Raw genomic sequence first — 22,588 nt, forward strand, 5'->3', positions numbered from 1 at the left:
CGCGAAGCACTGCCGGCCCGTGAGACCCGCCAGGGCGCGCGGTGCGAGGGGCGCACGCAGAAGGGCAGACAGCGCGATGGCCGGTCAGCTCCCCAGCTGACCGGCCAAACGCTGCCGTCCGCCGCACCCCCGTCCCCACGGGGTTGTTGGCCCGATGTCCCCGACCCGGACCGCTCTTCCGGGTCCGGGGCGCCGCTCAGCGCCCCAGCATCACGCCCACGGACGACGCTTGTGTGACAACTGCCTCCCAGCCGCCGAAGGCGACCACGAGCAGTGCCGCGAGAGGAAGCACCATGACTGTCGCCACCAACGGGTGACGCGTGCCGGACGGGCGGCCGCCGAACGCGGCGAAAGCCTTGCGTCCCTGCGTGCGGATGATCGTCCGCGATGCCGTGTCCGCCATGGTCCCTCTCCTGACTCGTATGTGGCAGCGGCGGGTGTCTGACCTCGGGGGACGAGTGCTGCACCCGCCGCTTGACTTCAACACTAGGGATTCGGCAGGGCCCGGGCGTCATGCCCGCGTACCGATTGCCGGGCCTCCCGGAGGATGAGCCGCGGCCCCGCGGCGTACTCCCCTGGGTGGAGACGGGGTCCTAGGCCTTGGGGTCTTCCCGGAGGGGACGCTCCGAGGAGTCCTCCCTGGGCACCGGCTGCTCGACCAGAGCCAGCACCCGGGTGGCCATGAAACGGGCCGTCCGCACCACCGAGCCCCTGCGAGTGACTTCGCTCACTTCCACCACCCCTCTGCGCACGGCCGTCTCGACCCTGCGGCCCACCCTGCTGGCCACCACTTCGTACGTACGAGTCGTGTCTCCCGCGTCCACGACTATCTCCACGCGGTCACCCTTCACCGATCCAATCCCCCTTCTGCAACGGTCCGTTGAGATCTCGCACCGGCCAGGACGCCTGGATCCGTTGCCCCCTGACCACTCTTCAAGTTTCCCACCCGGCACTGACAATCGACCGGGCCGAGAGGGCGCGGCCTATGAGCACACCGGGTCGGGGGTACGTAAGCTGTGCCACGTCAAACGGGCGACCGCGGCAGCGGGGTGGGGCCACCCACCGTAAGTAGGGGACGGACATGGCGATGATGCGGCTCCGGCGCGAGGACCCGCGTGTCGTCGGCTCGTTCAGACTGCACCGACGGCTCGGCGCGGGTGGCATGGGCGTCGTCTATCTGGGCTCCGACCGTCGCGGCCAGCGTGTCGCCCTGAAGGTGATCCGGCCGGATCTGGCGGAGGACCAGGAGTTCAGGTCGCGGTTCGCACGTGAGGTCTCGGCGGCACGGCGGATCCGGGGCGGCTGTACGGCGCGCCTCGTGGCCGCCGATCTGGAGGCGGACCGCCCGTGGTTCGCCACTCAGTACGTTCCCGGGCCATCCCTGCACGACAAGGTGGCCGAGGACGGCACGCTCCGGGCCGCCGAGGTGGCCGCGATCGGCGCGGCGCTGTCCGAGGGCCTGGTGGCGGTGCACGAGGCCGGTGTCGTGCACCGGGACCTCAAGCCGTCGAACATCCTGCTGTCGCCGAAGGGCCCGCGGATCATCGACTTCGGCATCGCCTGGGCGACCGGCGCGAGCACGCTCACGCATGTCGGCACGGCGGTGGGCTCCCCCGGTTTCCTCGCGCCGGAGCAGGTGCGCGGCGCTGCGGTCACGCCCGCCACGGACGTCTTTGCGCTGGGTGCCACGCTCGCGTACGCCGCGACCGCCGACTCGCCCTTCGGACACGGTAGTTCGGAGGTCATGCTGTACCGGGTGGTGCACGAGGAACCGCAGCTGCACGGGGTTCCGGACGCGCTCGCTCCACTCGTACGTGCCTGTCTGGCGAAGGATCCCGAGGAGCGCCCCAGCACACTGCAGCTGTCGATGCGGCTGAAGGAGATCGCGGCCAGGGAGGCCCAGGGGCTGTCGGAGGGACGCCCGCCGGCCCAGCGCGAGCGGATCGAGCAGGACCGGCCGACCTCGCGCTATCCGGAGCGGACGCAACGCTCCGAGCGGCTCGACCGGACAGAGCGCCTGGAGCGGCGTACGGGGGGCACCCCGGCGCCGCGCACGCAGCCGCCGCGCACCGGCGGATCCCGGCCCCAGGCGCCCCGCAATACGGCCCGTACGAACGGCCGTCAGGGCACCAGGCCCGGCGTACGCACCACATCGGCCGGGCGGCGGCCCGCCAACCCGCGGTTGCTGCGCCAGCGCATCGTCGTCTTCGTCGTGGTGACGCTGATCGTGGCGCTCGGCATCGCCGCGGCCCAGCAGTTGTAGCGGCGGACGGCGCGATCAGTGCGGCCGCGGCCGCTCAGGTCCTGGGTGGCTCAGGCCTCGGGGCGGCCCGTCGCCACCGCGTAGAACGCGACCGCGGCGGCAGCGCCCACATTGAGCGAGTCGACTCCGTGCGCCATAGGGATGCGCACCCACTCGTCGGCGGCGACCAGCGCCTGCGTGGAGAGTCCGTCGCCCTCCGCGCCGGAGAAGACCGCGCCCATGGAGACCTTCACCGAGCGGCGGTAGAGCGGGTCCGCGCAGTCCGGCGAGAGCAGCACCGCGTCCATGCCGAGGGCGGCGGCGCTGCGGAAGATCGCACTGTCATCTTCGCTTTAGATCTACAATCGAAAGGACGAGATGAGAGGGGGCATCACGCGGGGGTGCCAGAAACCTTCCGGGCGAAGCGTGCCGTCATCTACGCACGAGCGTCTCTTGATGCTCCCGGCGAAGGACCGTCGGTCGAGCGCCAGCTCGAAGCCTGCCGACAGCTCTGTGAGCTGCGTGGCTGGGCGGTCGTAGACGAGCGGGTCGACAACTCGATCTCCGCCTCGACCGGCAAGGAGCGACTGGCGTGGAAGTCCGTGCTGGCGATGGTTGAGGCCCGCGAAGTGGACCTGATCGTGGCGTGGCACATCGACCGCATGACGCGCTCGATGCTCGACCTGGAGGAGCTGATCCTCCTTGCCGAGAACGCTGGCGTCGGTGTCGCGACAGCCTCGGGTGACCTTGACCTGACAACCGACGTCGGTCGGATGGTGGCTCGCATCCTGGCGGCCGTCGCTCGCGCCGAGGTGGAACGGAAGGGTGCTCGTCAGAAGCTGGCGAACGCTGCTCGTGCCGCCGAGGGAGACGTGCACTTCGGTGGCGTCCGGCCCTTCGGGTCGCATCCTGCAACAAGAACTCGTACTGGCGGATTCTTTGGCCCCCACACAGAGGAGGGCTGTTCCTATCTTCCTGACACAGTTGGCGGATGCGTTACCAAGTGCGTCAGCAAGCCCCCGCCAACTGTGCGGGGGTTCGCATGACTTGAAAGTAGCACAGAGGAACGGTCCGTTTACAAACCGATCAACGACGAAGCCTCCCGGCCTGATGGCTGGGGGGCGCTTTCGTCGTTCCCGTCCGGTCGACTCGACCTCTCCAGGGTCCCACCGACCGGGACGGGAGTTGAAGGCCCCGCCTGTGCGGGACGGGGGAGCCAGCATGAGAGCAGACCGGTGGCGGCGAAAGTCAGGATCAGACCCACGGAGCCAGCGATCAGGAAGGCGAGCTGCGGGCCGGCGAACCGGCCGACTAAGCGCCGCATCAGTTGTCCTTCCACCTGCGCAAGGGGCGAGTGAAGATCTCCGTGTGGTGGCTGGGGTTGCGCCCGGAGTGGCCGAGGACCCACTTCTGCGGCTCCTCCCATTCCTCGCTGGCGCCGGAGTTCCCGCCGCACACCACGCACATGAAGGCGAAGGCGTTCGGCCGTCATCCCATCCCGACGACGCCTGCGTGATAGGCCATGTCGTAACGCCGAACCTGCGTCAGGTACTTGCCGGCGAGTAGGAAGGCGCTCGTACGCACCACGACGGCCTTCTGACGGCCCTGTCCTCGCTTCGAGGGTGACGGCGGCCTCGGCGTCGAGGATGCCAGGGAGGCGCTTAGCCACGCTGTCGCAGCGGTCGGCGTGGTACAGGGAGTACCTGTCGTCGATGACGCGCTGAATGGCGGCCAGAGTGAGCGCCTGCTTGGCTTCGAAGATCACTTCCCGGAGCCCGACCGGCGGCATGAGGGCTCGGCGGAGCTCGGAGAGCTTCGGGCCGTCCCCATCGCCGATGTGGACCGGCTCGGGAGCCTCGGTGGCGAACAGGCTCGACGTCGGAGTACAGGAGCGTCGGCTTCCAGTGGATCTGGGGGTTCCCGTGCGGGGAGCCGGTAGCGACCCACATCGTCACGGTGTGGCGCGATCACCTGGAGCGCCGATCCTTCCCTGGCCCGACTGACGCTCAGGCGGGCCGCGGTCGGGTCGCGTAGAACGCGACGGCTGAGGCTGCCGCCACGTTGAGCGAGTCGATTCCGGCGGCCATGGGGATGCGTGCCCACTCATCCGCCGCTCGAAGGGCGTACGTGGAGAGCCCGTGCCCCTCGGACCCGAGCATGATGGCGCACTTCTCGAAGCGGCCAGGGTCCAGCTCGTCGAGCGGCGTCGCCTTCTCGTCCGGGGTCATGGCGAGGATGTTGTACCCGGCTTCGCGGACGGTATCGAGCCCGCCCGGCCAGTCTTCGAGTCGGGCGTACGGGAGCGTGAAGGTGGCACCCATGGAGACCTTGATCGCTCGCCGATAGAGGGGGTCTGCGCAGTCCGGGGACAACAGGATGGCCTTGATCCCGAGGGCGGCGGCACTACGGAAGGCAGCCCCGAGATTGGCGTGATCGACGAATCCCTCGAAGATTGCAATCCGCTGACCTGCGGAATCTTGTAGACCCATGGTGTGGTCGTTGACCGCCTCCATGACGACCACGCGGCGGGCGCTCAGCAGCAGTTCGTCGGCCGTCGGCAGGGGCTTGCGCTGCATGGAAGCGAGCGCGCCGCGGTGCACGTGGTAGCCGGTGACGCGTTCGGCGAGCTCGGGGCTCACCGCGTACACGGGGGCCGGGAGCTCGTCGATGACGTCCCGCATGACGTCGACCCACTTGGCGGAGAGCAGCATCGACCGCATCTCGTAACCGGCGTCCTTGGCGCGCCGGATGACCTTCTCGCCCTCGGCGATGAACAGGCCTTCGGCGGGCTCACGTCTGCGCCGGAGCTCCACGTCGGTCAGGCCGGTGTAGTCGCGCAGGCGCGGGTCGTCGGGGTCCTCGACAGTGATGAGATCAGCCACAGGGTGATACTGCCTTCTCCTGGGTGTGGTGCCAACGGCTGCGCCCGGGTTGGTTACCGGTGGTTACGCGGGCCCGCTGCGATGCGGGTGCGGCTTATGCCTTGCGCGGTCCGACGGTGACGACCTCACCGATGACGATGACCGCAGGCGGGCGCACGTCCTCGGTCCGCACCCGCTCGGCGACCGTCGCGAGCGTCGCGTCGACGCGACGCTGGGACGCGGTGGTGCCCTCCTGGACCAGGGCCACGGGGGTGTCGGGTCGCTTTCCGTGGGCGATCAGGGCCTGCGCGATCGCGCCGATCTTGTCGACCCCCATCAGGACGACGAGCGTGCCCCGGAGCTTGGCAAGAGCCGCCCAGTCGACGAGCGAGCGCTCGTCGTCGGGGGCGACATGGCCGCTGACCACCGTGAACTCATGGGCGACGCCACGGTGGGTGACCGGGATGCCGACCGCGCCGGGGACGCTGATGGAGCTGGAGATGCCGGGGACGACGGTGCACGGGATGCCGGCCTCGGCGAGGGCCTCGGCCTCTTCCATGCCACGGCCGAAGACGAAGGGGTCGCCGCCCTTGAGCCGCACCACCGCCTTGCCCGCCTTCGCGTGCTCGATCAGGGCGTTGTTGATCGCCTCCTGGGCCATGAAGCGGCCGTACGGGATCTTCGCGGCGTCGATCACCTCGACGTGGGGCGGGAGTTCGTCGAGCAGGTCGCGCGGGCCGAGGCGGTCGGCGATGACGACGTCCGCCTCGGCGAGGAGGCGTCGGCCGCGGACGGTGATCAGGTCCGGGTCGCCGGGTCCGCCGCCGACGAGCGCGACGCCGGGGGCCCTGGTGCGGTGGTGGGGGGCGGCGAGGGAGCCGTCCCGCAGGCCCTCGACGATGGCGTCGCGCACGGCGGCGGAGCGGCGGGGGTCGCGGCCGGTGAGCACCGCGACGGTCACGCCCTCGGAGCGGCCGGTGGCCGGGGTCCAGGCGGTTGCCGCGCTCGCGTCGTCGGAGCGTACGCACCAGGTGCGGGTGCGCTCGGCCTCCGCGGAGGCACGGGCGTTGGCCTCGGCGTCGGAGGTGGCGATCAGGGCGTACCAGGCGTCGGTGAGGTCGCCCTCGGCGTACGGGCGCTGCTCCCAGCGGAACTCGCCGGCCGCGGCCATGGCCTCGACGGACGGCGTCGCGGACGGCGACACGAGGACGATGTCGGCCCCGGCGGCGATGAGCGCGGGGAGCCGGCGCTGGGCGACCTGCCCACCGCCGAGCACGACGACGCGGCGCCCGGAGAGGCGCAGTCCTACGGGGTAGGCGGGGTGCTCGTCGTGGTCGACGTGCGCAGCGGGGTCAGCGTGCTCGGCCATGGTGGTACTGGCTCCTCGGGCGGGGCTGTGCGGTGTACGGGGCCGCTGCGGCGGTGAAGCGGCTGGTGGGGCGGGGTGGGGGCCCTGCGAATACCTTACGGGGGTGGGGGGTTCCTCCCCTGCCCCGCCCCTTCCCGAAACCCGTGGGCTCCGCCCCCGGGGCCCGAGTGGGACGGGCGAAGCTTGTTTGTCCGGGCTCCGCCCCGAACCCCACTCCTCAATCGCCGGAGGGGCTCAGAATGAGCCGTCCGCCGATTGAGGACGCAGGGGTCTGGGGCTTGCCCCGGATACGGGGAGCGGCGGGGAGGGAAAGCCCCCGGCACCCCACACGCGCCAACCCGCACCGGCTACTTCTCCGTCACGCCCGCCGAGTCGAACGTCGCCACCTCATGCATCGCTCTCGCCGCACTCTGCACCACCGGCAGCGCCAGCAGCGCCCCTGTCCCCTCGCCCAGGCGCAGGTCCAGGTCCACCAGCGGGCGCAGGCCCAGCTTGTTGAGGGCCGCCACATGGCCCGGCTCCGCGCTGCGGTGGCCCGCGATGCAGGCCGCCAGGGCCTCCGGCGCGATCGCCCGGGCGACCAGCGCGGCCGCGCCCGCCGAGACACCGTCCAGCACCACCGGCGTACGCAGCGACGCGCCGCCCAGGATGAAGCCGACCAGTGCCGCGTGCTCCAGGCCGCCGACCGCCGACAGGACGCCGATCGGGTCCGCCGGATCCGGCGCGTGCAGTTCCAGCGCACGCCGCACCACGTCGACCTTGCGCGCGTGCATCTCGTCGTTGATGCCCGTACCGCGGCCGGTGATCTCGCCCGGGTCGATGCCCGTGTACACCGAGATGAGCGCCGCGGAGATCGTTGTGTTCGCGATGCCCATCTCACCGGTGAGGAGCGCCTTGTTGCCCGCCGCCACCAGATCGCGCGCCGTCTCGATGCCGACCTCGACGGCCGAGAGGACCTCCTCGCGGCTCAGCGCGGGTCCGGTCGTGCAGTCCGCCGTGCCCGGTCGCACCTTGCGCGGCAGCAGTCCCGGTGTGGCGGGCAGGTCCGAGACGACGCCCACGTCGATCACGCAGACCTCCGCACCCACCTGGTTGGCGAACGCGTTGCAGACCGCGCCCCCGCCCAGGAAGTTGGCCACCATCTGGGCCGTGACCTCCTGCGGCCAGGCCGTGACCCCCTGCGCGTGCACCCCGTGGTCGCCCGCGAAGATCGCGACCGCCGCGGGCTCCGGGATCGGCGGCGGGCACATCCGCGACAGCCCGCTCAGCTGGGCGGAGATGATCTCCAGCATGCCGAGCGCGCCCGCCGGCTTGGTCATCCGCTTCTGCCGCTCCCACGCCTCGCCGAGCGCCTTCGCGTCCAGCGGGCGGATGTTGGAGATGGTCTCCTGGAGCAGATCGTGCGGCTCCTCGCCGGGCAGCGCGCGCCGTCCGTACGTCTCCTCGTGCACGACCCACGACAGCGGACGGCGCTTGGACCAGCCCGCCTGCATCAGCTCGGGCTCCTCGGGGAACTCGTCGACGTACCCCACGCACAGGTACGCCACGACCTCCAGATGCTCCGGCAGACCGAGCGCGCGCACCATCTCGCGCTCGTCGAAGAAGCTGACCCAGCCGACGCCGAGGCCTTCGGCGCGCGCGGCGAGCCAGAGGTTCTCGACGGCGAGCGCGGAGGAGTACGGGGCCATCTGCGGCTGTGTGTGCCGGCCCAGCGTGTGCCGGCCGCCGCGCGTCGGGTCGGCGGTGACCACGATGTTCACCGGGGTGTCGAGGATCGCCTCGATCTTCAGTTCCTTGAACTGCTTGGCCCGGCCCTTCGGCAGCGACTTCGCGTACGCGTCGCGCTGACGCTGGGCGAGCTCGTGCATCGTCCGCCGGGTCTCGGCGGAGCGGATGACGACGAAGTCCCAGGGCTGCGAGTGGCCGACGCTGGGGGCGGTGTGCGCGGCCTCCAGGACGCGCAGCAGCACCTCGTGCGGGATGGGGTCGCTGCGGAAGCCGTTGCGGATGTCCCGGCGCTCGCGCATGACGCGGAGTACGGCTTCTCGCTCGGCGTCGTCGTAGCCGGGTGCGGGCGCGCCTGCGACGGCGGTGTCCGCAGGCGCGGGCTCGGCGACCGCCACCGCCTCGGGCACTGCGTCGGGCACCGCCTCGGGAACTGCCTCGGGCACCGCCTCGGGCACTGCGTCGAGAACCGGCTCCGGTTCGGGGGCAGGCACGGCTTCTTCGGCCACGACGACCTCTTCGGCGATCTCAGCCACCTCTTCAGCCGTGACGGGCTCAGCCTCGGGAACCGGCTGGACCGGCGGCTCGGCAGCGGTCTTCTCGGCCACCGGCCCCGGCTCGCCCGCGCGTGGCGCGGGCACGATCACCTCGGCCTGCGGCGCGGGCTCCGATTCGACGACCGCGGCCGCCACACTCTCCACGACCGCCACCTCCTCGACCAGCGGCGCGGGCTCCGGCTCCGGCTCGGGCCCCTGGTCAGCGGACTCGGTGACGACCTGAGCTTCAGGAGCTTCAGGAGCGACCACAGGAGCCTCAGTGGCCGGCGGGACGAGTGTGGTGGGCGGGACCGGCGTGGTGGGCGCGACGGGTGCGGGCTCCGGGGCGACCGTTTCCGGCGCGGCTTCCACTGTGGCTTCCGCTGCGGCCGGAGGAGGCGTGTGGAACTGCGGAGGCTGAGGGTCCCAGGGAACCCCGGCCTGCGGTGGAATCTCGCCCAGCTGCGGCCCGGGCAGCACGGCACCCGTCTCCTCGCGCGGGATGTCGAGGTACTCGGGGCCCGCGGTGGGCGGCCCCGGGTTGGGCACGGGCGTGGCGTGCGTCGGCGTCCCCGCGGGGCCGCGGTCGGCGAGCGAACGGACCACGCCGCCGGAGGAGGCGTCGGGCACCGGCGGTCCCATGTGCAAAGGGCGTCGCGCGGGCGGCGGCGTGGGCGTGGCCGAGGTGGGCGGGATGCGTACGCCGTTGAGGTCGACGGAGCCGGAGTCACGGCCCCCCGCCTCGTGCGCGCCGGCCTCGTGCATCTCGTAGGCGGGTACGGCCGGCTCGGCCGCAACGGCGACGGGCTCGGCCACGCGCTGCTCAACGGGGGCGAACTGCTCCTCCGCGAAGGCCGGCGCGACGGGCTCCGGCACCGGCGCGGCAGCGGCGAGATCCGGAGCCGGGAACTCCGGGCCAGCGGGTGGCTGCGCCACGGCAAGCGCCTCGGCCTGGGCCTCGGGCGCCTGGTACTGAAGGACGAAGTGCTCCTGCCCCGGCGGTTGCGCGACAGGTTCGGCGACCGCAGTCGCAGGCTGGCCGACATGGTGCTCCGGAACCGGCATTGCGAGCGGAGCCTGGCCCACCCCCGCCGGAGCCACCGGCGCATGAGCAACGTGCATCTGCGCAACGTGCATCTGCGCGACCGGCGCGTGCGCCACGGGCCCCTGCGCGGGTTGCACCGCCTGTGGGTCGCTCCACGCCCCCTGCGCCCCGGGCATCAGCAGCAAATCGTCCTCTTCGGAGCCGTTCTCGGAGTGGTCGAGGAAGGTGTACGCGCCGTGAGCGGGGACGCCCGGCTGCTCCACCATGCCTGCGTTCTCCGGCAGCCCCTCGCCCGGGATCTGGCCGGTGTCAGTCATGCGTACCCCTCGCCCATCGCTTGTGCTCCTTCGCCCATCGCCCGGGACGCCCGATCGCGGCACACGCAACGCCCGCCAACAAGAACGAGCGTGTGCGCCGCGCGGCACGATGACCCACGGGCATCAAGCATTCTCGCGGCCGTTTCGTCGCCGCGGCAGGGAGATCCGCCACGGTCCGCTGTGGGCTGCGCCACGTTGCGCTTCCCCCGGTTCCGACGTACCACAAACGGGAGCCAAAGCGCCCCCTTTTTCCGGACATTGACGAACGAACCGACGAACGCCCGGGTGCAGTACAACGATCGGCCAGCCTACCCCGCGCCGTGCCGCGGCAGGGGTCAGGGGGCGCTCTCGAGACGGCGGCCGGAGAGCAGGAAGACGACCGAGCGCTCCCGTTCCGTCCATGCCGCGGTGTCCAGTTCGACGGACTGCAGCAGCGCGCACTCGACCTCGTACCCGCCCGCCGCCAGTGCCGCGCCGATCGCCTCGGCCTCGTCGCGGGTCGACGCATGGGTGACGATGCGCTGCGGCCGCCGGTCGGCGCACGCGGTCACCACATGCGCTCCCCCGCTCCCGATCCGTACGACATCGGGCTCGGGCAGCCGTTCGAGCACATGCGGCGCCCGCCCCTGTACGACTTGGAGCTGGACGCCCGAGCGCCGCGCGGTGGCTTCGGTGCGGGCGCAGGCCGCCGCGTCCGCGTCGACGGCGATCACCGCGGCGCCGAACCGGGCCGCCTCCGCCGCGAGCGCCCCGCTGCCGGAGCCGATGTCCCAGAGCAGGTCGCCGATGCGCGGCCCGAGGCGGGCCAGTTGGGCGGCGCGCAGCTGCACCGACTCGCCCTCGCCCAGACCTTCTCCGTACGGCTGCCCCTCTCCGTACGACCCGGGGGGCAGCGCCCAGCCTCGTACCGCGGGCGGATAGCCGGGTTCACGACCCGAGATCCAGCCCGAGCCCGGCACCGCCGTGGTTCCCGTGCCACCGATGACGATCACGACATTGGGGTCGCGCCAGGCATGGTCGGCGGCCTTGTCCGAGGTGAGGACGGTGACCTGCTCGCGGTCGGTGCCGAGTTCCTCGCAGATGACGAAGGTCCGGTGCACGCCTTCGAGCAGCAGGGCGAGCTCCGCGGGACCTGCGCCCGGCGATGTGAGGACGGCGACCTTGGGGTGTGCCCGGCACACATTGACGGCGCGGCGCAGCGTACGTCGCTGGGCGACGACGATCTGGGCGTCGTCCCAGGGCATGCCTGCCCGGGCGAAGGCGGTGGCGACGGACGAGACCGCGGGCACGACCTCGACCTCCAGCCCGTGCTCGGGCGCGCGCAGGGTGCGTACGACGCCGAAGAAGCCCGGGTCGCCGTCCGCGAGGACGACGGCGCTTCCACGGTGGCTCGCGATCCGCCGGGCGGCCAGGTCGACGCTGCCGAGCCGGATACGCTCGGCGCCCCGGGGCACCTCGGGCAGCGCCAGGTGGTGAGCGGCTCCGGCCACCAGGGTGGCGGCCGACAGAGCGGACCTGGCCGCCCCGGTGAGGGGCGAGCCGTCCCAGCCGATCACCGTGACCCGGTCGGCCATCGTCGTCAGTCTCCTGGTGTTGTCGCAGGTCGGGCAGCCCGCACGGGTGCATGCAGGGTGAGGTTACCTTCCAAGGATGCCTGCTGAATCAGACCGGTCGGATCCGGTCGGCCGCCGGTTTGTCCCCTTGGCCGAACCTGGCCCGTTCTCGTGGCTGAAGCCGACCGGTTCCCATGACTCAAGCCGGTCAGTCGCGGGTGAAGCCGGTCAGTCCTGTGAGTGAAGCTGGCCAGTCCTGTGAGTGAAACCGGTCAGTCCCATGAGTGAAACCGGTCAGTTCCAGTCGGTGAACGAGGCGTAGCCCGCGTCCGCCATCTGTTCCGCGACGCCTTCGAGGTCCTCGGGCAGCAGGCTCCAGACGATCAGGTCGGTGCGGATGTCCGCCCAGCCACCGTCCTCGGTCTGCGTGCGCGCTATCCAGGCGTTGCGCAGGACTCCTTCGCTGATGCAGCCGATCTTCTGGGCGACCTGCTGGGCGGCGGTGTTGTCGGCCGCCGTACGCAGCTCCAGGCGCTCGAACTTCTGGACGCGGAACAGCCACTGGGCGACGGCCAGCACCGATTCGGTGGCGTAGCCCTCGCCGCGCGCCCACGGGGCGGTGACATACGCGACCTCGGTGGCGAGCGTGCGCCAGTTGGTGTGCTGCAGATGGATGACGCCGACGAGGCGCTGGGTGAGGAACTCAGTGACGGCGAGAACGATTCCGCGGCCTTCGGTGCGCGCTGCAGGAGCGATCCTGCGGACCCACTCCTCGGCATCGGCCTCGGTGTACGGGTGCGGCGCCGACGTCCAGGCGGTGACCAGTTCGTCGTTCATCATCTCGGTGTGCGCCGGGATGTCGGCCTCTTCGAAGGGGCGCAGCACCAACCGCTCCGTGCTGATGGACACGTCCGGGAAGGTGGTAGTCATGCGCAGCTCCATGCCGAAGACCGTCGTAAGGGTCGTAGCCGTAAAGGCCGTAGCCGTAAAGGCACAGCATGCAGCATCGGGTGGGGGATGTGCATGACCGGGTGCGCATGCAAAGAGGCCCCACGCACCTTACGGGGTGCGCGGGGCCTCTTCGGGCGGTCTCGCTCAAGGCCCTTGCGGCAGGCCCTACTTGACGGCGCCGAAGGCCGGGATGACGGAGCCGGCGTACTTGTCCTCGATGAACTTCTTCACCTCGGGGGAGTTGAGGAGCTGCGCCAGCTTCTGCACGCGGGCGTCCTTCTCGTTGCCCTCCTTCACGGCAAGGAAGTTGGCGTACGGGTTGCCCCCGGCCTTCTCCAGCGCCAGGGCGTCCTTGGCGGGCTCGAGGTCGGCCTCGATGGCGTAGTTGCCGTTGATGACCGCGGCATCCACGTCGCCAAGGGCGCGCGGCAGCGTGGCGGCCTCCAGCTCCTTGAACTTCAGCCCCTTGCTGTCCTTGATGTCGGAGAGCTTGGCGTCGGTGCCGGCGCCGTCCTTGAGGGTGATCAGGCCATTGTCGGCCAGCAGCTTGAGCGCGCGGCCCTCGTTGGTGGTGTCGTTCGGGACGGCGATGGTCCGGCCGGACTTGATCTCCCCCAGGCCCTTGGACTTCTTGGAGTAGAGGCCGAGCGGCTCCAGGTGGACGTTGACGACCGGGACGATGTGGGTCTTGTTCTTCTTGTTGAAGTCGTCCAGGTACGGCTTGTGCTGGAAGAAGTTGGCGTCGACCTGGCCGCTCTCGGTGGCGGTGTTCGGCAGGACGTAGTCCGTGAACTCCTTTACCTCAAGCTTGAGTCCGGCCTTCTTCGCCAGGTTGTCCTTGATGTAGCCCAGGATGTCGGCGTGCGGCGTCGGGGACGCGGCGACGACGAGCGCCTTGGACTCGTCGGCCTTGCCGGAGTCGGCCTTGGCCGCCGGGTCGGACGCCGTGCCGCAGGCGGTGAGGCCGAGGGCGAGCGCGGCGGTGGCGGCTGCGGCGGCGGTGAGTTTGATGTTCTTACGCACGAAGAGTGCCTCTTTCTGGTGTTGCGGTGGTGTCGCCCGGACAAGGAGTGCGGGCTTGTTGGGGGAAAGTCCGAGGGTCAGGAAGCGGTACGACCGCGGCGCGCCAGGAGCCGGACGGCTCCGTCGCCGAGCAGCTGTACGGCAGTGACGATGGCGATCAGGATGGCGACCGTGATCAGCATGAACTGGGTCTCGAAGCGCTGGAATCCGTACGTCACGGCCTTGGACCCGAGCCCCTCGCCGCCGACCGCACCGGCCATCGCCGAATAGCCGACGAGCACGATCACGGTGGTGGTGACGGCGGACACGAGCGAGGGCAGGGCCTGCGGCAGCAGCACCTTGCGCACGATCGTCGGGATGGAGCCGCCCATCGACTGGACGGCCTCGACGAGACCGTGGTCGACCTCGCGGATGGCTGTCTCGACCAGCCGCGCGAAGAACGGGATGGCGCCGACGGCGAGCGGCACGATCATCGCGGTGGGGCCGATGAAGGTGCCGACGACCAGCGTGGTGAAGGGGATCAGCGCGATCAGCAGGATGATGAACGGCAGCGAGCGGCCGATGTTCACGATCACGCCGACGACCTTGTTCACCGGGATGTTCTGCAGCAGTCCGCCCTTGTCGGTGAGGACGAGCAGCACACCGAGCGGCAGTCCGCCCGCGACGGTGACAAAGGTGGACCACAGCACCATGTAGAGGGTGTCGACGGTTCCCTGGCTCAGCAGCGGCTGCATCTCGGACCAGGTCACTTGGCACCTTCCTCGACGAGCGCGCCGCTCTGCGCGGGGAGATCGACCGACTCGGCGGGCTCATCGGGGTCGACGACGTCGACCTGCAGGCCCTGCTCGCGCAGGAAACCGACCGGGACGACGTTCTCCTCGTAGCGTCCGGGCAGTTCGATGCGCATCCGGCCGATCTGGTTGCCGCCGACGGTGTCCATCGCGGCGCCGAGGATCGAGATGTCGATGTTGTACGTACGCGAGAGCTGGGAGATCACCGGCTGGGTGGCGGCCTCGCCGTGGAAGGTGACGTCGATGACCGTGCGGTCCGGCCCCGAGGCCTCGCCGCCGACCGGGAAGAGCTCCTGCGCCAGCTCGGAGCCTGGGGTCGCGAGCAGTTCGCTCACCGTGCCGGATTCGATGATCTTTCCCTTCTTCATCAGGGCTGCCGAGTCGCAGATCGTCTTGACGACGTCCATCTCGTGGGTGATGAGCAGAACGGTCAGTCCGAGCTGCCGGTTGAGGTCGCGCAGCAGTTGCAGGATCGACCGGGTGGTCTCGGGGTCGAGGGCGGACGTCGCCTCGTCGGAGAGCAGCACCTTGGGGTCGCCGGCGAGCGCGCGGGCGATGCCGACGCGCTGCTTCTGGCCGCCGGAGAGCTGTCCGGGGTAGGCCTTCGCCTTTTCGGCCAGGCCCACCAGGTCGAGCAGTTCCAGCGCCTTGCGGGAGCGCTCGGCGCCGGAGATGCCGAGGATCTCCAGGGGCAGCTCGACGTTGTCCTTGACGGTGCGCGAGGACAGCAGGTTGAAGTGCTGGAAGACCATGCCGATCCGGCTGCGGGCCTCGCGCAGTTCCTTGCCGGCGCGGCGGCCGCGCCCGGCGAGTGCGGTGAGGTCCTGGCCGGCCACGGTCACGGTGCCGGAGGTGGGGCGTTCGAGCAGGTTGACGCAGCGGATGAGCGAGGACTTGCCGGCGCCGCTCCGGCCGATGACGCCGAAGACCTCGCCCTCACGGACGTGCAGGTCGACGCCGTCCAGCGCGGTGACCTCGCGGCCTCGCGACTCATAGACCTTGGTAAGGCCCGTAGTGGTGATCACAGGGGGTTTCCGTCACTGTCGAGTGCGCGGCGAGGTGTCCGCCGGGCACGGGGCATTCGGGTTCCGACGCGCACGGATGATTCGGCTGGTGGCCGGGGCAACGCGTGCGCGGGGCAGGCTCCGTCCGACGCTCAAGGAGTTACGTCGGATTCGGCGCGGCTGTCGGTCTCGCTTCGGGGCGCGAGACTCAGGCAGGGGCCCTCAGATTGCGCACATTCGACACATACAACGAGCACCGGGCGTCGTGATCGCCTCGGTCGCAAGGGTGCGGCTGCTCGTCGTGGTCATGGCGGCAAGTAAAACAGACGGGAGTGCGAAGCGAGGGCGGCCGTCCGAATACCGAACTAATTTGCTTCAGTATGCGGACAGTGTCAGTCGGCCGCCGTGATCTCCACTCCCCCGTGTGTGGCCAGCGCGGACACGGCCGAGAGGTCGGCCACGACCACATCGGCGAGCAGCTCGGAACGCTCATGCGTTGTGGCCAAGGCCACGGTCCGCATGCCTGCGGCGCGGCCCGCCGTCAGCCCGGGCCGGATGCCGACCTCTTCGAGCCGAGCCACTTCGAGCCGGGCCTCGGCGAGCCGCCGGGCCGCCGGGCCACGGAGGTGGCCACGGCCCAGGGGTCGGCGGGCAGCCGGTCGATGGCCGTCGACCCTGGTGTGGGCGCACGGGGCCGCGCGCATCGGGCCTTTTGGCCCGTAATAGTCTCGGGGCCATGCTTGACGCCCTGACGGTCGCGGTCGCCGTGACCGCGCTCGCCCTCTCCCTCTGGTGCGGCTTCGCCGCCTACCGTGACCAGCCCACCATGGACTGGCACTTCATCGGCATGGCCGTGGTGTCGGTGCTGGCGCTGGCTCAGCTGGTGGTCGGGATCGTGCAGCTGGCGCGCGGCGAGGAGGCGCACGAGGGCACCGCGATCTTCATCGCGTATCTGATCGGCTCGTTCGCCGCGGTCCCCGCCGCCGGTTTCCTCTCGCTGGGCGAGCGGACCCGTTGGGGATCGGCGACGGTCGCGGCGGGCGCCGTGGTTCTTGCCGTGCTCGAAGTACGGCTCTACGACATCTGGGGAGGCTGACGATGGCCGAGCCCGCCACCGCGGCGAAGCAGCAGCGGACCAAGCTGGTCAAGGGGCCGGGGCTGCTGCTGGTCTGGCTGTACGGAGTGATGTCGGTGGGCGCTGTCTCGCGCTCGGTCTACCAGATCCTCACCGACTACGGCTCGGCGCCGCTGGCCCATACGCTCTCCGCCGTCGCGGCCGTGGTCTACGCATTCATCACGTACACCCTTGTGCGCGGTGGGGAAAAGGCCCGCAGGGCGGCGCTGGCGTGCTGCGCCGCCGAGCTCGCGGGCGTGCTGATCGTCGGGACCTGGACGGTCGCCCGGCCGTCCGCGTTCCCCGACTCGACGGTCTGGTCGGGATACGGGATGGGCTACATCTTCATCCCGGTGCTGCTGCCGATCACCGGAATGCTCTGGCTGCGCCGGTCACGCACGAACGTGGCGCAGCCCGCGGCCGACCAGGCCTAGGCTGCCCTAGACGCTGGCGACATACGCGCCCGCCGCGGCCTCCTTCTCCAGCGTGACCAGAGACAGCCGCGGGCCGACCTGCTCGCTGGACACCTGCACATAGCCGCGGCTGCGGTACAGCCGCAGATTGCCCTCGCTGCGGTGGCCGGTGAAGAGCTGGAACCGTTTGGCGGACGGCTCGCCCGCGAAGCGCTCCTCGATCGCGTCGAGCAGCCGGCCGCCCAGGCCATGGCGCTGCATCCGCGGATGCACGATGAGCTTGGCGATCCGGGCCGTGCCGCCGGCGTCGACTCTGCCGCGTACGGAGGCGACGACCTCGTCGCCGAGCCGGGCCACCAGGGCGTGACCCTGCGCTATTTCGGCCTTCAGATCATCCAGTGACTGGGTGAGTGGCTCGATTCCGTAGTCGCCGTAGAGCTCGGCCTCGCTCTGGTAGCACAAGTACTGCAACTTGAGGATGTGCTCCGCGTCCTGTGCCCCTGCCCCTGAGATGGTCACGCTCATGCCCATGTGCGCATGCCTCCCGCTCACCTGTCCGCCGGTTGTCTATCGCTCCTTTCCCCCGTGTTCAGGAGCCGCAACCTCTGCCGCCAGCATTCTGCGCAGGCATCCCAGGCAACGGGAACGCATCGGCCCCAGACTTCCCTGTGAGATTCCCAACTTCCCTGCGATTTCCCGGTAGGTCGGGTCGTCCGGGGACAACATCGCAGTCAGCAGCCGCGGGCAGTCTCCCGGGGTGCGGGCGACGGCGGCCCGCAGAGCGCGGCGGCGCTCCGATCTGAGCGCGGCCCGTTCCGGGCTGCCCGCGGGGTCCGCGGAGGGTTCGGGGCCGTACGGGAGTTCCCTCGCCGCAGTCCGCCGGGCGCGGCGCGCTTCGGCGCGTACGGCCCGTTTGACCCACCGGGCGGCGTCGGGCGGCGGGCCGTACTCGTCGAGCCGTTCCAGAAGCCGTACCCAGACGGCCTGTTCGAGGTCGCCGGCCTCCATCGCGGCGGCCGGGGCCTCGGCCGTCGCCTCGGCGCTCACCAGCGGGCGCAGGGCGCTGACCACATGGGCGGGGGCGGCCATCCGGGCGGAGGTGTCTTCGAGAAGCGTCATGCCCGGCGGGACGTGCCGTCGCGCGGCGGTGGTTGCCCCGCGACGGCACAGTCACCCTTACGGGCGGATCGGCCTCGCGTGCTGTCAGCCGCGGAAGTCGGCGGCGGCCAGCACCCCGGTGTCGGCGTTGTCGGTGAAGATGCCGTCGATGCCGGTCTCGAAGTAGACCTTGAACGCGCCGAAGGCGTCGCCGTACGCGTTCGGGTCGCCGCCGCGCCGGAAGTCGGCGGGCAGGAAGGTGTTCTCGTTCCGCATCGTGTACGGGTGCAGGATCAGGCCCTGGGCATGCGCGTCCCGCACCAGCGTCGTCGGCGTGCCGAGCTTGCCGCTCGCGTCCTTCGGGATGATCAGGTCGAGCGTCGGGCCGATGCCCTTCGCATACGACGCGATCCACTTCAGGCCCTCGGGCTTGACGAGATCGGCGACCGTGCGCGGGTCGCCCGCCTCGATGAAGTCCCAGGGCCGCGAGCCCGCGCCGGAGAGCAGCACCACGCCGGGCGGGTCCACAAGATCGGCCAGCCGCTGGATGCTGCTCGGCTCGAACGACTGCAGGAAGACGGCGGAGTCGGCGCGGTGGCGTCCGTGGCGGCGCAGCAGCTTGGCGAGGCGCTCCTCGAGACCGAGACCGAGCGCCCGGAAGTACGAGGGGTGCTTGGTCTCGACATGCAGCCAGACGGGACGGCCGCGCTTGCGGCCCTCCTTCTCCGCCCAGCGCAGCACCTCCTCGAAGGAGGGGACCGTCCAGCGGCCGTCGTAGAGGGTGTTCTCCTGGCGGTTGGCGGGGATCCGCTCCTTGGCGCGCAGCGTCTTAAGCTCGGCGAGCGTGAAGTCCTCGGTGAACCAGCCGGTGAGGCTGACGCCGTCGACCGACTTGGTGGTCTTGCGGGAGGCGAACTCCGGGTGGGCAGCGACATCCGTCGTACCCGTGATGTCGTTCTCGTGACGGCATACGAGATGGCCGTCCTTGGTGGGCACCAGGTCCTGCTCGATGACGTGCGCGCCCATGTCGAGGGCCAACTGGTAGGAGCCGAGGGTGTGCTCGGGCCGGTAGCCGCTGGCGCCGCGGTGCCCGATGATCGTCGGGGTCGGCAGATCCCTGTACGAGCCGTGGCCGCCGTGGCGTTCGGCGGCTGCGGCCGGCGCCGCGGTGACGCCGCCGACGCCGAGGGCCGCCGTGCCGAGCACCGCCGCGCCCAGTACCGTCCGACGCCCCGGAGTTCTGTCCGCACCCTGTGTCATCGCCGTTCCTCCGTGTGATGTCCCGCACCTGTCAAGCGACGCCCGATCGTAGGCAGATACCCCTTACCTGCGGCAGACCCTGGGCGAACGCAGCGAAAACACACGTCAACACTGCGTGTCCGCTCGATGAACCCGATGTGCGATCAGGTGTGACCCGCGAGTATCGTCCTCACCTGCAGAGACTTCGCCGCCGCTACTGTCCGCCCCCACGACCCCGTTCATGACACCGGAGGACCCGTTGTCCCGCTTGTCGCTCATCAAGGCCGTGCTAGGACCGATCCTGCGCCTGATGTTCCGTCCCCGTGTGGAGGGCGCCGGGAACATTCCCGGAACGGGTCCGGTGATCCTCGCCGGAAACCATCTGACGTTCATCGACTCGATGATCCTCCCACTGGTCTGCGACCGTCCGGTTCACTTCATCGGCAAGGACGAGTACGTCACGGGCAAGGGCCTCAAGGGCCGGGCGATGGCCTGGTTCTTCACCGGCTCCGGAATGATCCCGGTGGACCGCGACGGCGCGAACGGCGGTGTGGCGGCGCTGATGACAGGCCGTCGGGTGCTGGAAGAGGGCAGGATCTTCGGCATCTACCCGGAGGGCACACGCTCCCCCGACGGCCGCCTGTACCGGGGGCGTACGGGCATCGCCAGGCTGACGCTGATGACGGGCGCGCCGGTGGTCCCGTTCGCGGTGATCGGCACGGACAAGCTCCAGCCGGGCGGCGCGGGCCTGCCGCGGCCGGGCCGGGTGACCATCCGCTTCGGCGAGCCGATGGAGTTCTCGCGCTACGACGGTATGGACCGGGACCGCTATGTGCTGCGGGCGGTGACGGACTCGGTGATGACCGAGGTGATGGAGCTGTCGGGGCAGGAGTACGTGGACATGTACGCCACGAAGGCGAAGGCGGCCTGACGGCCGCGGGGGTGACGTGAAGGGCGGGCCCCGACCGGGGCCCGCCCTTTCGGCCTGCGGCTTCGTTGTGCGGCGGACCGGACGCGGCGCGCGGGGCACGAAGGACCCGGCACGTACGCCTGGCCCGCAGGGGCCGACACGCGCCGCGAGGCGCACACGCGCTCAGGGCATCACGGGTGCTCCAGGCCCTCCTCGAGCCGCTGGCCCCGCAGCAGGAACCACGCCGCCGCCGCGGTCGCCAGCAGCACCGCCGCGCCGACCCCGGACGCCAGCCGCAGTCCGTCAGTGAACGACTCCTGCGCAGCGGCCAGCAGATCCGCGCCCCGCTGCTGCGGCAGCGTCGCCGCCGCCTCGACCGCGCCGCCCAGCGACTCGTGGGCCGCGGACGCCGTACCGGCCGGGACACCCGCCGGGGTCGCGAACCCGCGGTACACGCCGGTGACGATGGACCCGAGCAGCGCGATGCCGAGCGCCGCGCCCAGTTCGTACGCCGTCTCCGAGACCGCGGACGCCGCGCCCGCCTGCTCCTTCGGCACACTGGACAGGATGACGTCCGCCGTGACGGTGAAGGAGAATCCCGCACCGACGCCGACGACCAGCAGGGCCGCGCCGAGCAGCGGGTAGCCGGTGGACTGGCTGACAAGGGTCAGCGCGGCGAGGGCGAGGCCCACTGCCGCGAGACCCCCGGCCACCACGGACCGTACGGAGAACCGGCGCGCCACCGTACCGGCGGCCAGACCCGTCGCCACCGCGCCGATCGCGGCGGGCAGTTCGGCCAGACCGGCCTCGAACGGCTCCCGGCCCTGGACCAGTTGCAGAAACTGGGAGAGGAAGAAGACCAGGCCGGACAGGCCGAGGATGGTGAGCAGGTCGGCGAGCACCGCGCCGGAGAAGCCGCGGTGCCGGAACAGCCGCATGTCCAGGAGCGGTGCCGGCAGCGTCAACTGCCTGCGTACGAATCGGTGGAGCGCGCCAAGACCGATCATCGCCGCGCCGGCGGCCTCCCAGCTCGCGCCGTGCGTCGCCGCCTCCTTGACGGCGTAGACCACGCCGACCACGCCGATGAGGGACAGTACGACGCTGTTCAGGTCCCAGGGCCCGGCCACGGGGTTCTTCGACTCGGGCAGCAGCTTGACGCCGACCAGCACCAGGACAGCCATCACCGGCAGGTTGATCAGGAAGACCGAGCCCCACCAGAAGTGTTCGAGCAGGAAGCCGCCGACGACCGGCCCGACGGCCGCGCCGGCCGAGGCCATCGCGCCCCAGATGCCGATGGCGACGCTGCGCTCCTTGGGGTCGTGGAAGATATTGCGGATCAGCGCGAGGGTGGAGGGCATCAGGGTCGCGCCGGCGACGCCGAGGAGCGCCCTGGCGAGGATCATCATCTCGGGGCTGGTGGCGTACGCGTTGAGTACGGAGACCGCACCGAACGCGACCGCGCCGAACAGCAGGAGCTTCTTGCGGCCGATGCGGTCGCCGAGGCTGCCCATGGAGACGAGCAGGCCCGCGATGATGAATGAGTAGACGTCACCTATCCACAGCAGCTGGGTGCCTGAGGGTTTCAGGTCCTCGCTGAGGAAAGGGGTCGCGAGCCCGAGGACGGTGGCGTCGACGGCCACCAGCAGTACGGCCAGGACGAGTACCGCGAGCGCGAGCCAGCGCCCGGGACGGTACAGGGTTTCGTCCGTCCCGGTCGTGCGCTGGACGGTGCTGCTCATTTCTCCACACTCCGTTGTGCTCCGCCGAGCAGCAGCTCGGCGATCATGTACTGGAAGTCGTTCTTGGCGACCCGGCCGTCCATGACGGCCCAGGCGCAGGTGCCGATGAGCCCGTAGAGAGCCTCGGTCAGCCATGCGGGCGACATGTCGATACGGAACTCGCCCTGTTCCTGGCCACGCCGGAAGAGCGCGGACACCCGCGCGTCGAGCCTGGCCCAGCCCTCGTTGACCTGGTCGCCCTCGAAGAGCTGGTTCTCGGTGACGAGAAAGGCGAGGAGATCGGCGGTCGGCTCCATCTCCGCGATGAGCCGCCGCAGTGCGTCACCGGCCCCGCCCTCGTCGAGCCGCGCCCGGTCGAGGGCGCGCTGGAATTCCTGGATGCCGAGTTGCTCCAGCGCCTTGACGAGCACATCACGCCCGGCGAAGTGCCGGTGCAGCGTGGCACGGCCGATCCCGGCGGCGCGCGCGACCTCGTCCATGGTGGCGGTCGATTTGCGGGCGAGGAGGGCGGCGGCGGTGTGGAGCACCTGTTCACGATCCATGGCCATGAGACGACTGTACCCCAGATGAGACATTCTTGTCTCACTCGGGGTATGGATGTCTCATCCGCCGTACCGGAGGGCAGCACGAAGCCGCCTGACCGGCCATGAGGCTCGTC

At 70.7% G+C, this 22,588-nt stretch carries 21 protein-coding genes and 2 pseudogenes; 6 read left to right on the plus strand and 17 right to left on the minus strand.

Annotation, left to right across the window (positions count from 1 at the left end; translation table 11 throughout):
* Positions 1–196: 196 nt before the first annotated feature.
* A complete protein-coding gene (locus tag ACI2LP_RS24405; RefSeq protein WP_360876301.1) occupies positions 197–403 on the minus strand; it encodes a hypothetical protein in 207 nt (68 codons plus the stop codon).
* Between the two features lie 190 nt (positions 404–593).
* Complete coding sequence (locus tag ACI2LP_RS24410; protein WP_404726628.1) at positions 594–851, minus strand: hypothetical protein; 258 nt, start codon at positions 849–851, stop codon at positions 594–596.
* Between the two features lie 230 nt (positions 852–1,081).
* Here ACI2LP_RS24410 and ACI2LP_RS24415 point away from each other — a divergent pair, with 230 nt between their 5' ends.
* Entirely contained in the window at positions 1,082–2,263 is a 1,182-nt protein-coding gene (locus ACI2LP_RS24415) for a serine/threonine-protein kinase (RefSeq protein WP_404726629.1), read from the plus strand.
* Positions 2,264–2,313: 50 nt separating this feature from the next.
* On the opposite strand, the pseudogene ACI2LP_RS24420 reads toward ACI2LP_RS24415, so the two are convergent.
* Positions 2,314–2,580 (minus strand): annotated as a pseudogene (locus tag ACI2LP_RS24420) (TrmH family RNA methyltransferase); the annotation flags it as partial.
* A gap of 63 nt (positions 2,581–2,643) precedes the next feature.
* On the opposite strand from ACI2LP_RS24420, the gene ACI2LP_RS24425 reads away from it, so the two are divergent.
* A complete protein-coding gene (locus ACI2LP_RS24425; RefSeq protein ID WP_404726630.1) occupies positions 2,644–3,288 on the plus strand; it encodes a recombinase family protein in 645 nt (214 codons plus the stop codon).
* Positions 3,289–3,596: 308 nt separating this feature from the next.
* Positions 3,597–3,758, plus strand: coding sequence for a hypothetical protein (locus tag ACI2LP_RS24430; protein WP_404726631.1), 162 nt, complete (start codon positions 3,597–3,599; stop codon positions 3,756–3,758).
* Between the two features lie 490 nt (positions 3,759–4,248).
* On the opposite strand, the gene ACI2LP_RS24435 is transcribed toward ACI2LP_RS24430, so the two are convergent.
* The 9 genes and pseudogenes from ACI2LP_RS24435 to ACI2LP_RS24475 all read right to left on the minus strand — a co-directional run.
* The gene (locus ACI2LP_RS24435) at positions 4,249–5,124 is read right to left on the minus strand and encodes a TrmH family RNA methyltransferase (RefSeq protein ID WP_404726632.1); all 876 of its coding nucleotides are present in this window, start codon (positions 5,122–5,124) and stop codon (positions 4,249–4,251) included.
* Positions 5,125–5,218: 94 nt separating this feature from the next.
* A complete protein-coding gene (cobA, locus tag ACI2LP_RS24440; RefSeq protein WP_404726633.1) occupies positions 5,219–6,472 on the minus strand; it encodes a uroporphyrinogen-III C-methyltransferase in 1,254 nt (417 codons plus the stop codon).
* A gap of 347 nt (positions 6,473–6,819) precedes the next feature.
* Positions 6,820–10,095, minus strand: a complete 3,276-nt coding sequence (gene cobT / locus ACI2LP_RS24445; protein WP_404726634.1) for a nicotinate-nucleotide--dimethylbenzimidazole phosphoribosyltransferase — start codon at positions 10,093–10,095, stop codon at positions 6,820–6,822.
* A 335-nt stretch (positions 10,096–10,430) separates the two neighbouring features.
* The gene (gene cbiE / locus ACI2LP_RS24450; protein ID WP_404726635.1) at positions 10,431–11,669 is read right to left on the minus strand and encodes a precorrin-6y C5,15-methyltransferase (decarboxylating) subunit CbiE; all 1,239 of its coding nucleotides are present in this window, start codon (positions 11,667–11,669) and stop codon (positions 10,431–10,433) included.
* 273 nt (positions 11,670–11,942) lie between these two features.
* The gene (locus tag ACI2LP_RS24455) at positions 11,943–12,590 is read right to left on the minus strand and encodes a GNAT family N-acetyltransferase (protein ID WP_404726636.1); all 648 of its coding nucleotides are present in this window, start codon (positions 12,588–12,590) and stop codon (positions 11,943–11,945) included.
* A gap of 174 nt (positions 12,591–12,764) precedes the next feature.
* Positions 12,765–13,622 (minus strand): MetQ/NlpA family ABC transporter substrate-binding protein, encoded by an 858-nt coding sequence (locus ACI2LP_RS24460; RefSeq protein WP_404726637.1) that lies wholly within the window; start codon positions 13,620–13,622, stop codon positions 12,765–12,767.
* A 77-nt stretch (positions 13,623–13,699) separates the two neighbouring features.
* On the minus strand, positions 13,700–14,371 hold the full coding sequence (locus ACI2LP_RS24465) for a methionine ABC transporter permease (RefSeq protein ID WP_404726638.1): 672 nt from the start codon (positions 14,369–14,371) through the stop codon (positions 13,700–13,702).
* The gene (locus tag ACI2LP_RS24470) at positions 14,368–15,438 is read right to left on the minus strand and encodes a methionine ABC transporter ATP-binding protein (protein ID WP_404726639.1); all 1,071 of its coding nucleotides are present in this window, start codon (positions 15,436–15,438) and stop codon (positions 14,368–14,370) included. The genes ACI2LP_RS24465 and ACI2LP_RS24470 overlap by 4 nt, the downstream gene beginning before the upstream one ends.
* A 371-nt stretch (positions 15,439–15,809) precedes the next feature.
* Positions 15,810–16,096 (minus strand): annotated as a pseudogene (locus ACI2LP_RS24475) (HAD family hydrolase); the annotation flags it as partial.
* Positions 16,097–16,153: 57 nt separating this feature from the next.
* Between ACI2LP_RS24475 and ACI2LP_RS24480 the strand changes: the two are divergent.
* Both ACI2LP_RS24480 and ACI2LP_RS24485 read left to right on the plus strand, forming a co-directional pair.
* Positions 16,154–16,513 (plus strand): hypothetical protein, encoded by a 360-nt coding sequence (locus tag ACI2LP_RS24480; protein ID WP_404726640.1) that lies wholly within the window; start codon positions 16,154–16,156, stop codon positions 16,511–16,513.
* Between the two features lie 2 nt (positions 16,514–16,515).
* The gene (locus ACI2LP_RS24485; protein WP_404726641.1) at positions 16,516–16,965 is read left to right on the plus strand and encodes a hypothetical protein; all 450 of its coding nucleotides are present in this window, start codon (positions 16,516–16,518) and stop codon (positions 16,963–16,965) included.
* Between the two features lie 6 nt (positions 16,966–16,971).
* On the opposite strand, the gene ACI2LP_RS24490 is transcribed toward ACI2LP_RS24485, so the two are convergent.
* From ACI2LP_RS24490 to ACI2LP_RS24500, 3 genes are all read right to left on the minus strand, one after another.
* Positions 16,972–17,475 carry a GNAT family N-acetyltransferase gene (locus ACI2LP_RS24490; protein ID WP_404726642.1) on the minus strand — a complete coding sequence of 168 codons (504 nt, stop codon included), beginning with the start codon at positions 17,473–17,475 and terminating at the stop codon, positions 16,972–16,974.
* 36 nt (positions 17,476–17,511) lie between these two features.
* Positions 17,512–18,063 (minus strand): sigma-70 family RNA polymerase sigma factor, encoded by a 552-nt coding sequence (locus tag ACI2LP_RS24495; protein ID WP_404726643.1) that lies wholly within the window; start codon positions 18,061–18,063, stop codon positions 17,512–17,514.
* Between the two features lie 84 nt (positions 18,064–18,147).
* Complete coding sequence (locus ACI2LP_RS24500; RefSeq protein ID WP_404726644.1) at positions 18,148–19,302, minus strand: glycerophosphodiester phosphodiesterase; 1,155 nt, start codon at positions 19,300–19,302, stop codon at positions 18,148–18,150.
* Positions 19,303–19,591: 289 nt separating this feature from the next.
* On the opposite strand from ACI2LP_RS24500, the gene ACI2LP_RS24505 reads away from it, so the two are divergent.
* The gene (locus tag ACI2LP_RS24505) at positions 19,592–20,212 is read left to right on the plus strand and encodes a lysophospholipid acyltransferase family protein (protein WP_404726645.1); all 621 of its coding nucleotides are present in this window, start codon (positions 19,592–19,594) and stop codon (positions 20,210–20,212) included.
* 170 nt (positions 20,213–20,382) lie between these two features.
* Here ACI2LP_RS24505 and ACI2LP_RS24510 read toward each other — a convergent pair whose 3' ends face one another.
* Both ACI2LP_RS24510 and ACI2LP_RS24515 read right to left on the minus strand, forming a co-directional pair.
* Positions 20,383–21,930 (minus strand): MFS transporter, encoded by a 1,548-nt coding sequence (locus tag ACI2LP_RS24510; RefSeq protein WP_404726646.1) that lies wholly within the window; start codon positions 21,928–21,930, stop codon positions 20,383–20,385.
* Entirely contained in the window at positions 21,927–22,478 is a 552-nt protein-coding gene (locus ACI2LP_RS24515; protein WP_404726647.1) for a TetR/AcrR family transcriptional regulator, read from the minus strand. Before ACI2LP_RS24515 ends, ACI2LP_RS24510 begins: the two co-directional genes overlap by 4 nt.
* Positions 22,479–22,588: the final 110 nt, after the last annotated feature.

The organism is Streptomyces sp. NPDC019890 (assembly GCF_044903445.1).
Classification (GTDB): domain Bacteria; phylum Actinomycetota; class Actinomycetes; order Streptomycetales; family Streptomycetaceae; genus Streptomyces.

Bases quoted from the DNA above. Each gene is read 5' to 3' on its own strand.
- ACI2LP_RS24485 (WP_404726641.1), top strand. From the start codon at position 16,516: ATGGCCGAGCCCGCCACCGCGGCGAAGCAGCAGCGGACCAAGCTGGTC.
- ACI2LP_RS24490 (WP_404726642.1), bottom strand. From the start codon at position 17,475: ATGGGCATGAGCGTGACCATCTCAGGGGCAGGGGCACAGGACGCGGAG.
- ACI2LP_RS24480 (WP_404726640.1), top strand. From the start codon at position 16,154: ATGCTTGACGCCCTGACGGTCGCGGTCGCCGTGACCGCGCTCGCCCTC.
- cobA (WP_404726633.1), bottom strand. From the start codon at position 6,472: ATGGCCGAGCACGCTGACCCCGCTGCGCACGTCGACCACGACGAGCAC.
- ACI2LP_RS24505 (WP_404726645.1), top strand. From the start codon at position 19,592: ATGTTCCGTCCCCGTGTGGAGGGCGCCGGGAACATTCCCGGAACGGGT.
- cbiE (WP_404726635.1), bottom strand. From the start codon at position 11,669: ATGGCCGACCGGGTCACGGTGATCGGCTGGGACGGCTCGCCCCTCACC.
- ACI2LP_RS24415 (WP_404726629.1), top strand. From the start codon at position 1,082: ATGGCGATGATGCGGCTCCGGCGCGAGGACCCGCGTGTCGTCGGCTCG.
- ACI2LP_RS24515 (WP_404726647.1), bottom strand. From the start codon at position 22,478: ATGGCCATGGATCGTGAACAGGTGCTCCACACCGCCGCCGCCCTCCTC.
- ACI2LP_RS24455 (WP_404726636.1), bottom strand. From the start codon at position 12,590: ATGGAGCTGCGCATGACTACCACCTTCCCGGACGTGTCCATCAGCACG.
- cobT (WP_404726634.1), bottom strand. From the start codon at position 10,095: ATGACTGACACCGGCCAGATCCCGGGCGAGGGGCTGCCGGAGAACGCA.
- ACI2LP_RS24500 (WP_404726644.1), bottom strand. From the start codon at position 19,302: ATGACACAGGGTGCGGACAGAACTCCGGGGCGTCGGACGGTACTGGGC.
- ACI2LP_RS24495 (WP_404726643.1), bottom strand. From the start codon at position 18,063: ATGACGCTTCTCGAAGACACCTCCGCCCGGATGGCCGCCCCCGCCCAT.
- ACI2LP_RS24405 (WP_360876301.1), bottom strand. From the start codon at position 403: ATGGCGGACACGGCATCGCGGACGATCATCCGCACGCAGGGACGCAAG.
- ACI2LP_RS24510 (WP_404726646.1), bottom strand. From the start codon at position 21,930: ATGAGCAGCACCGTCCAGCGCACGACCGGGACGGACGAAACCCTGTAC.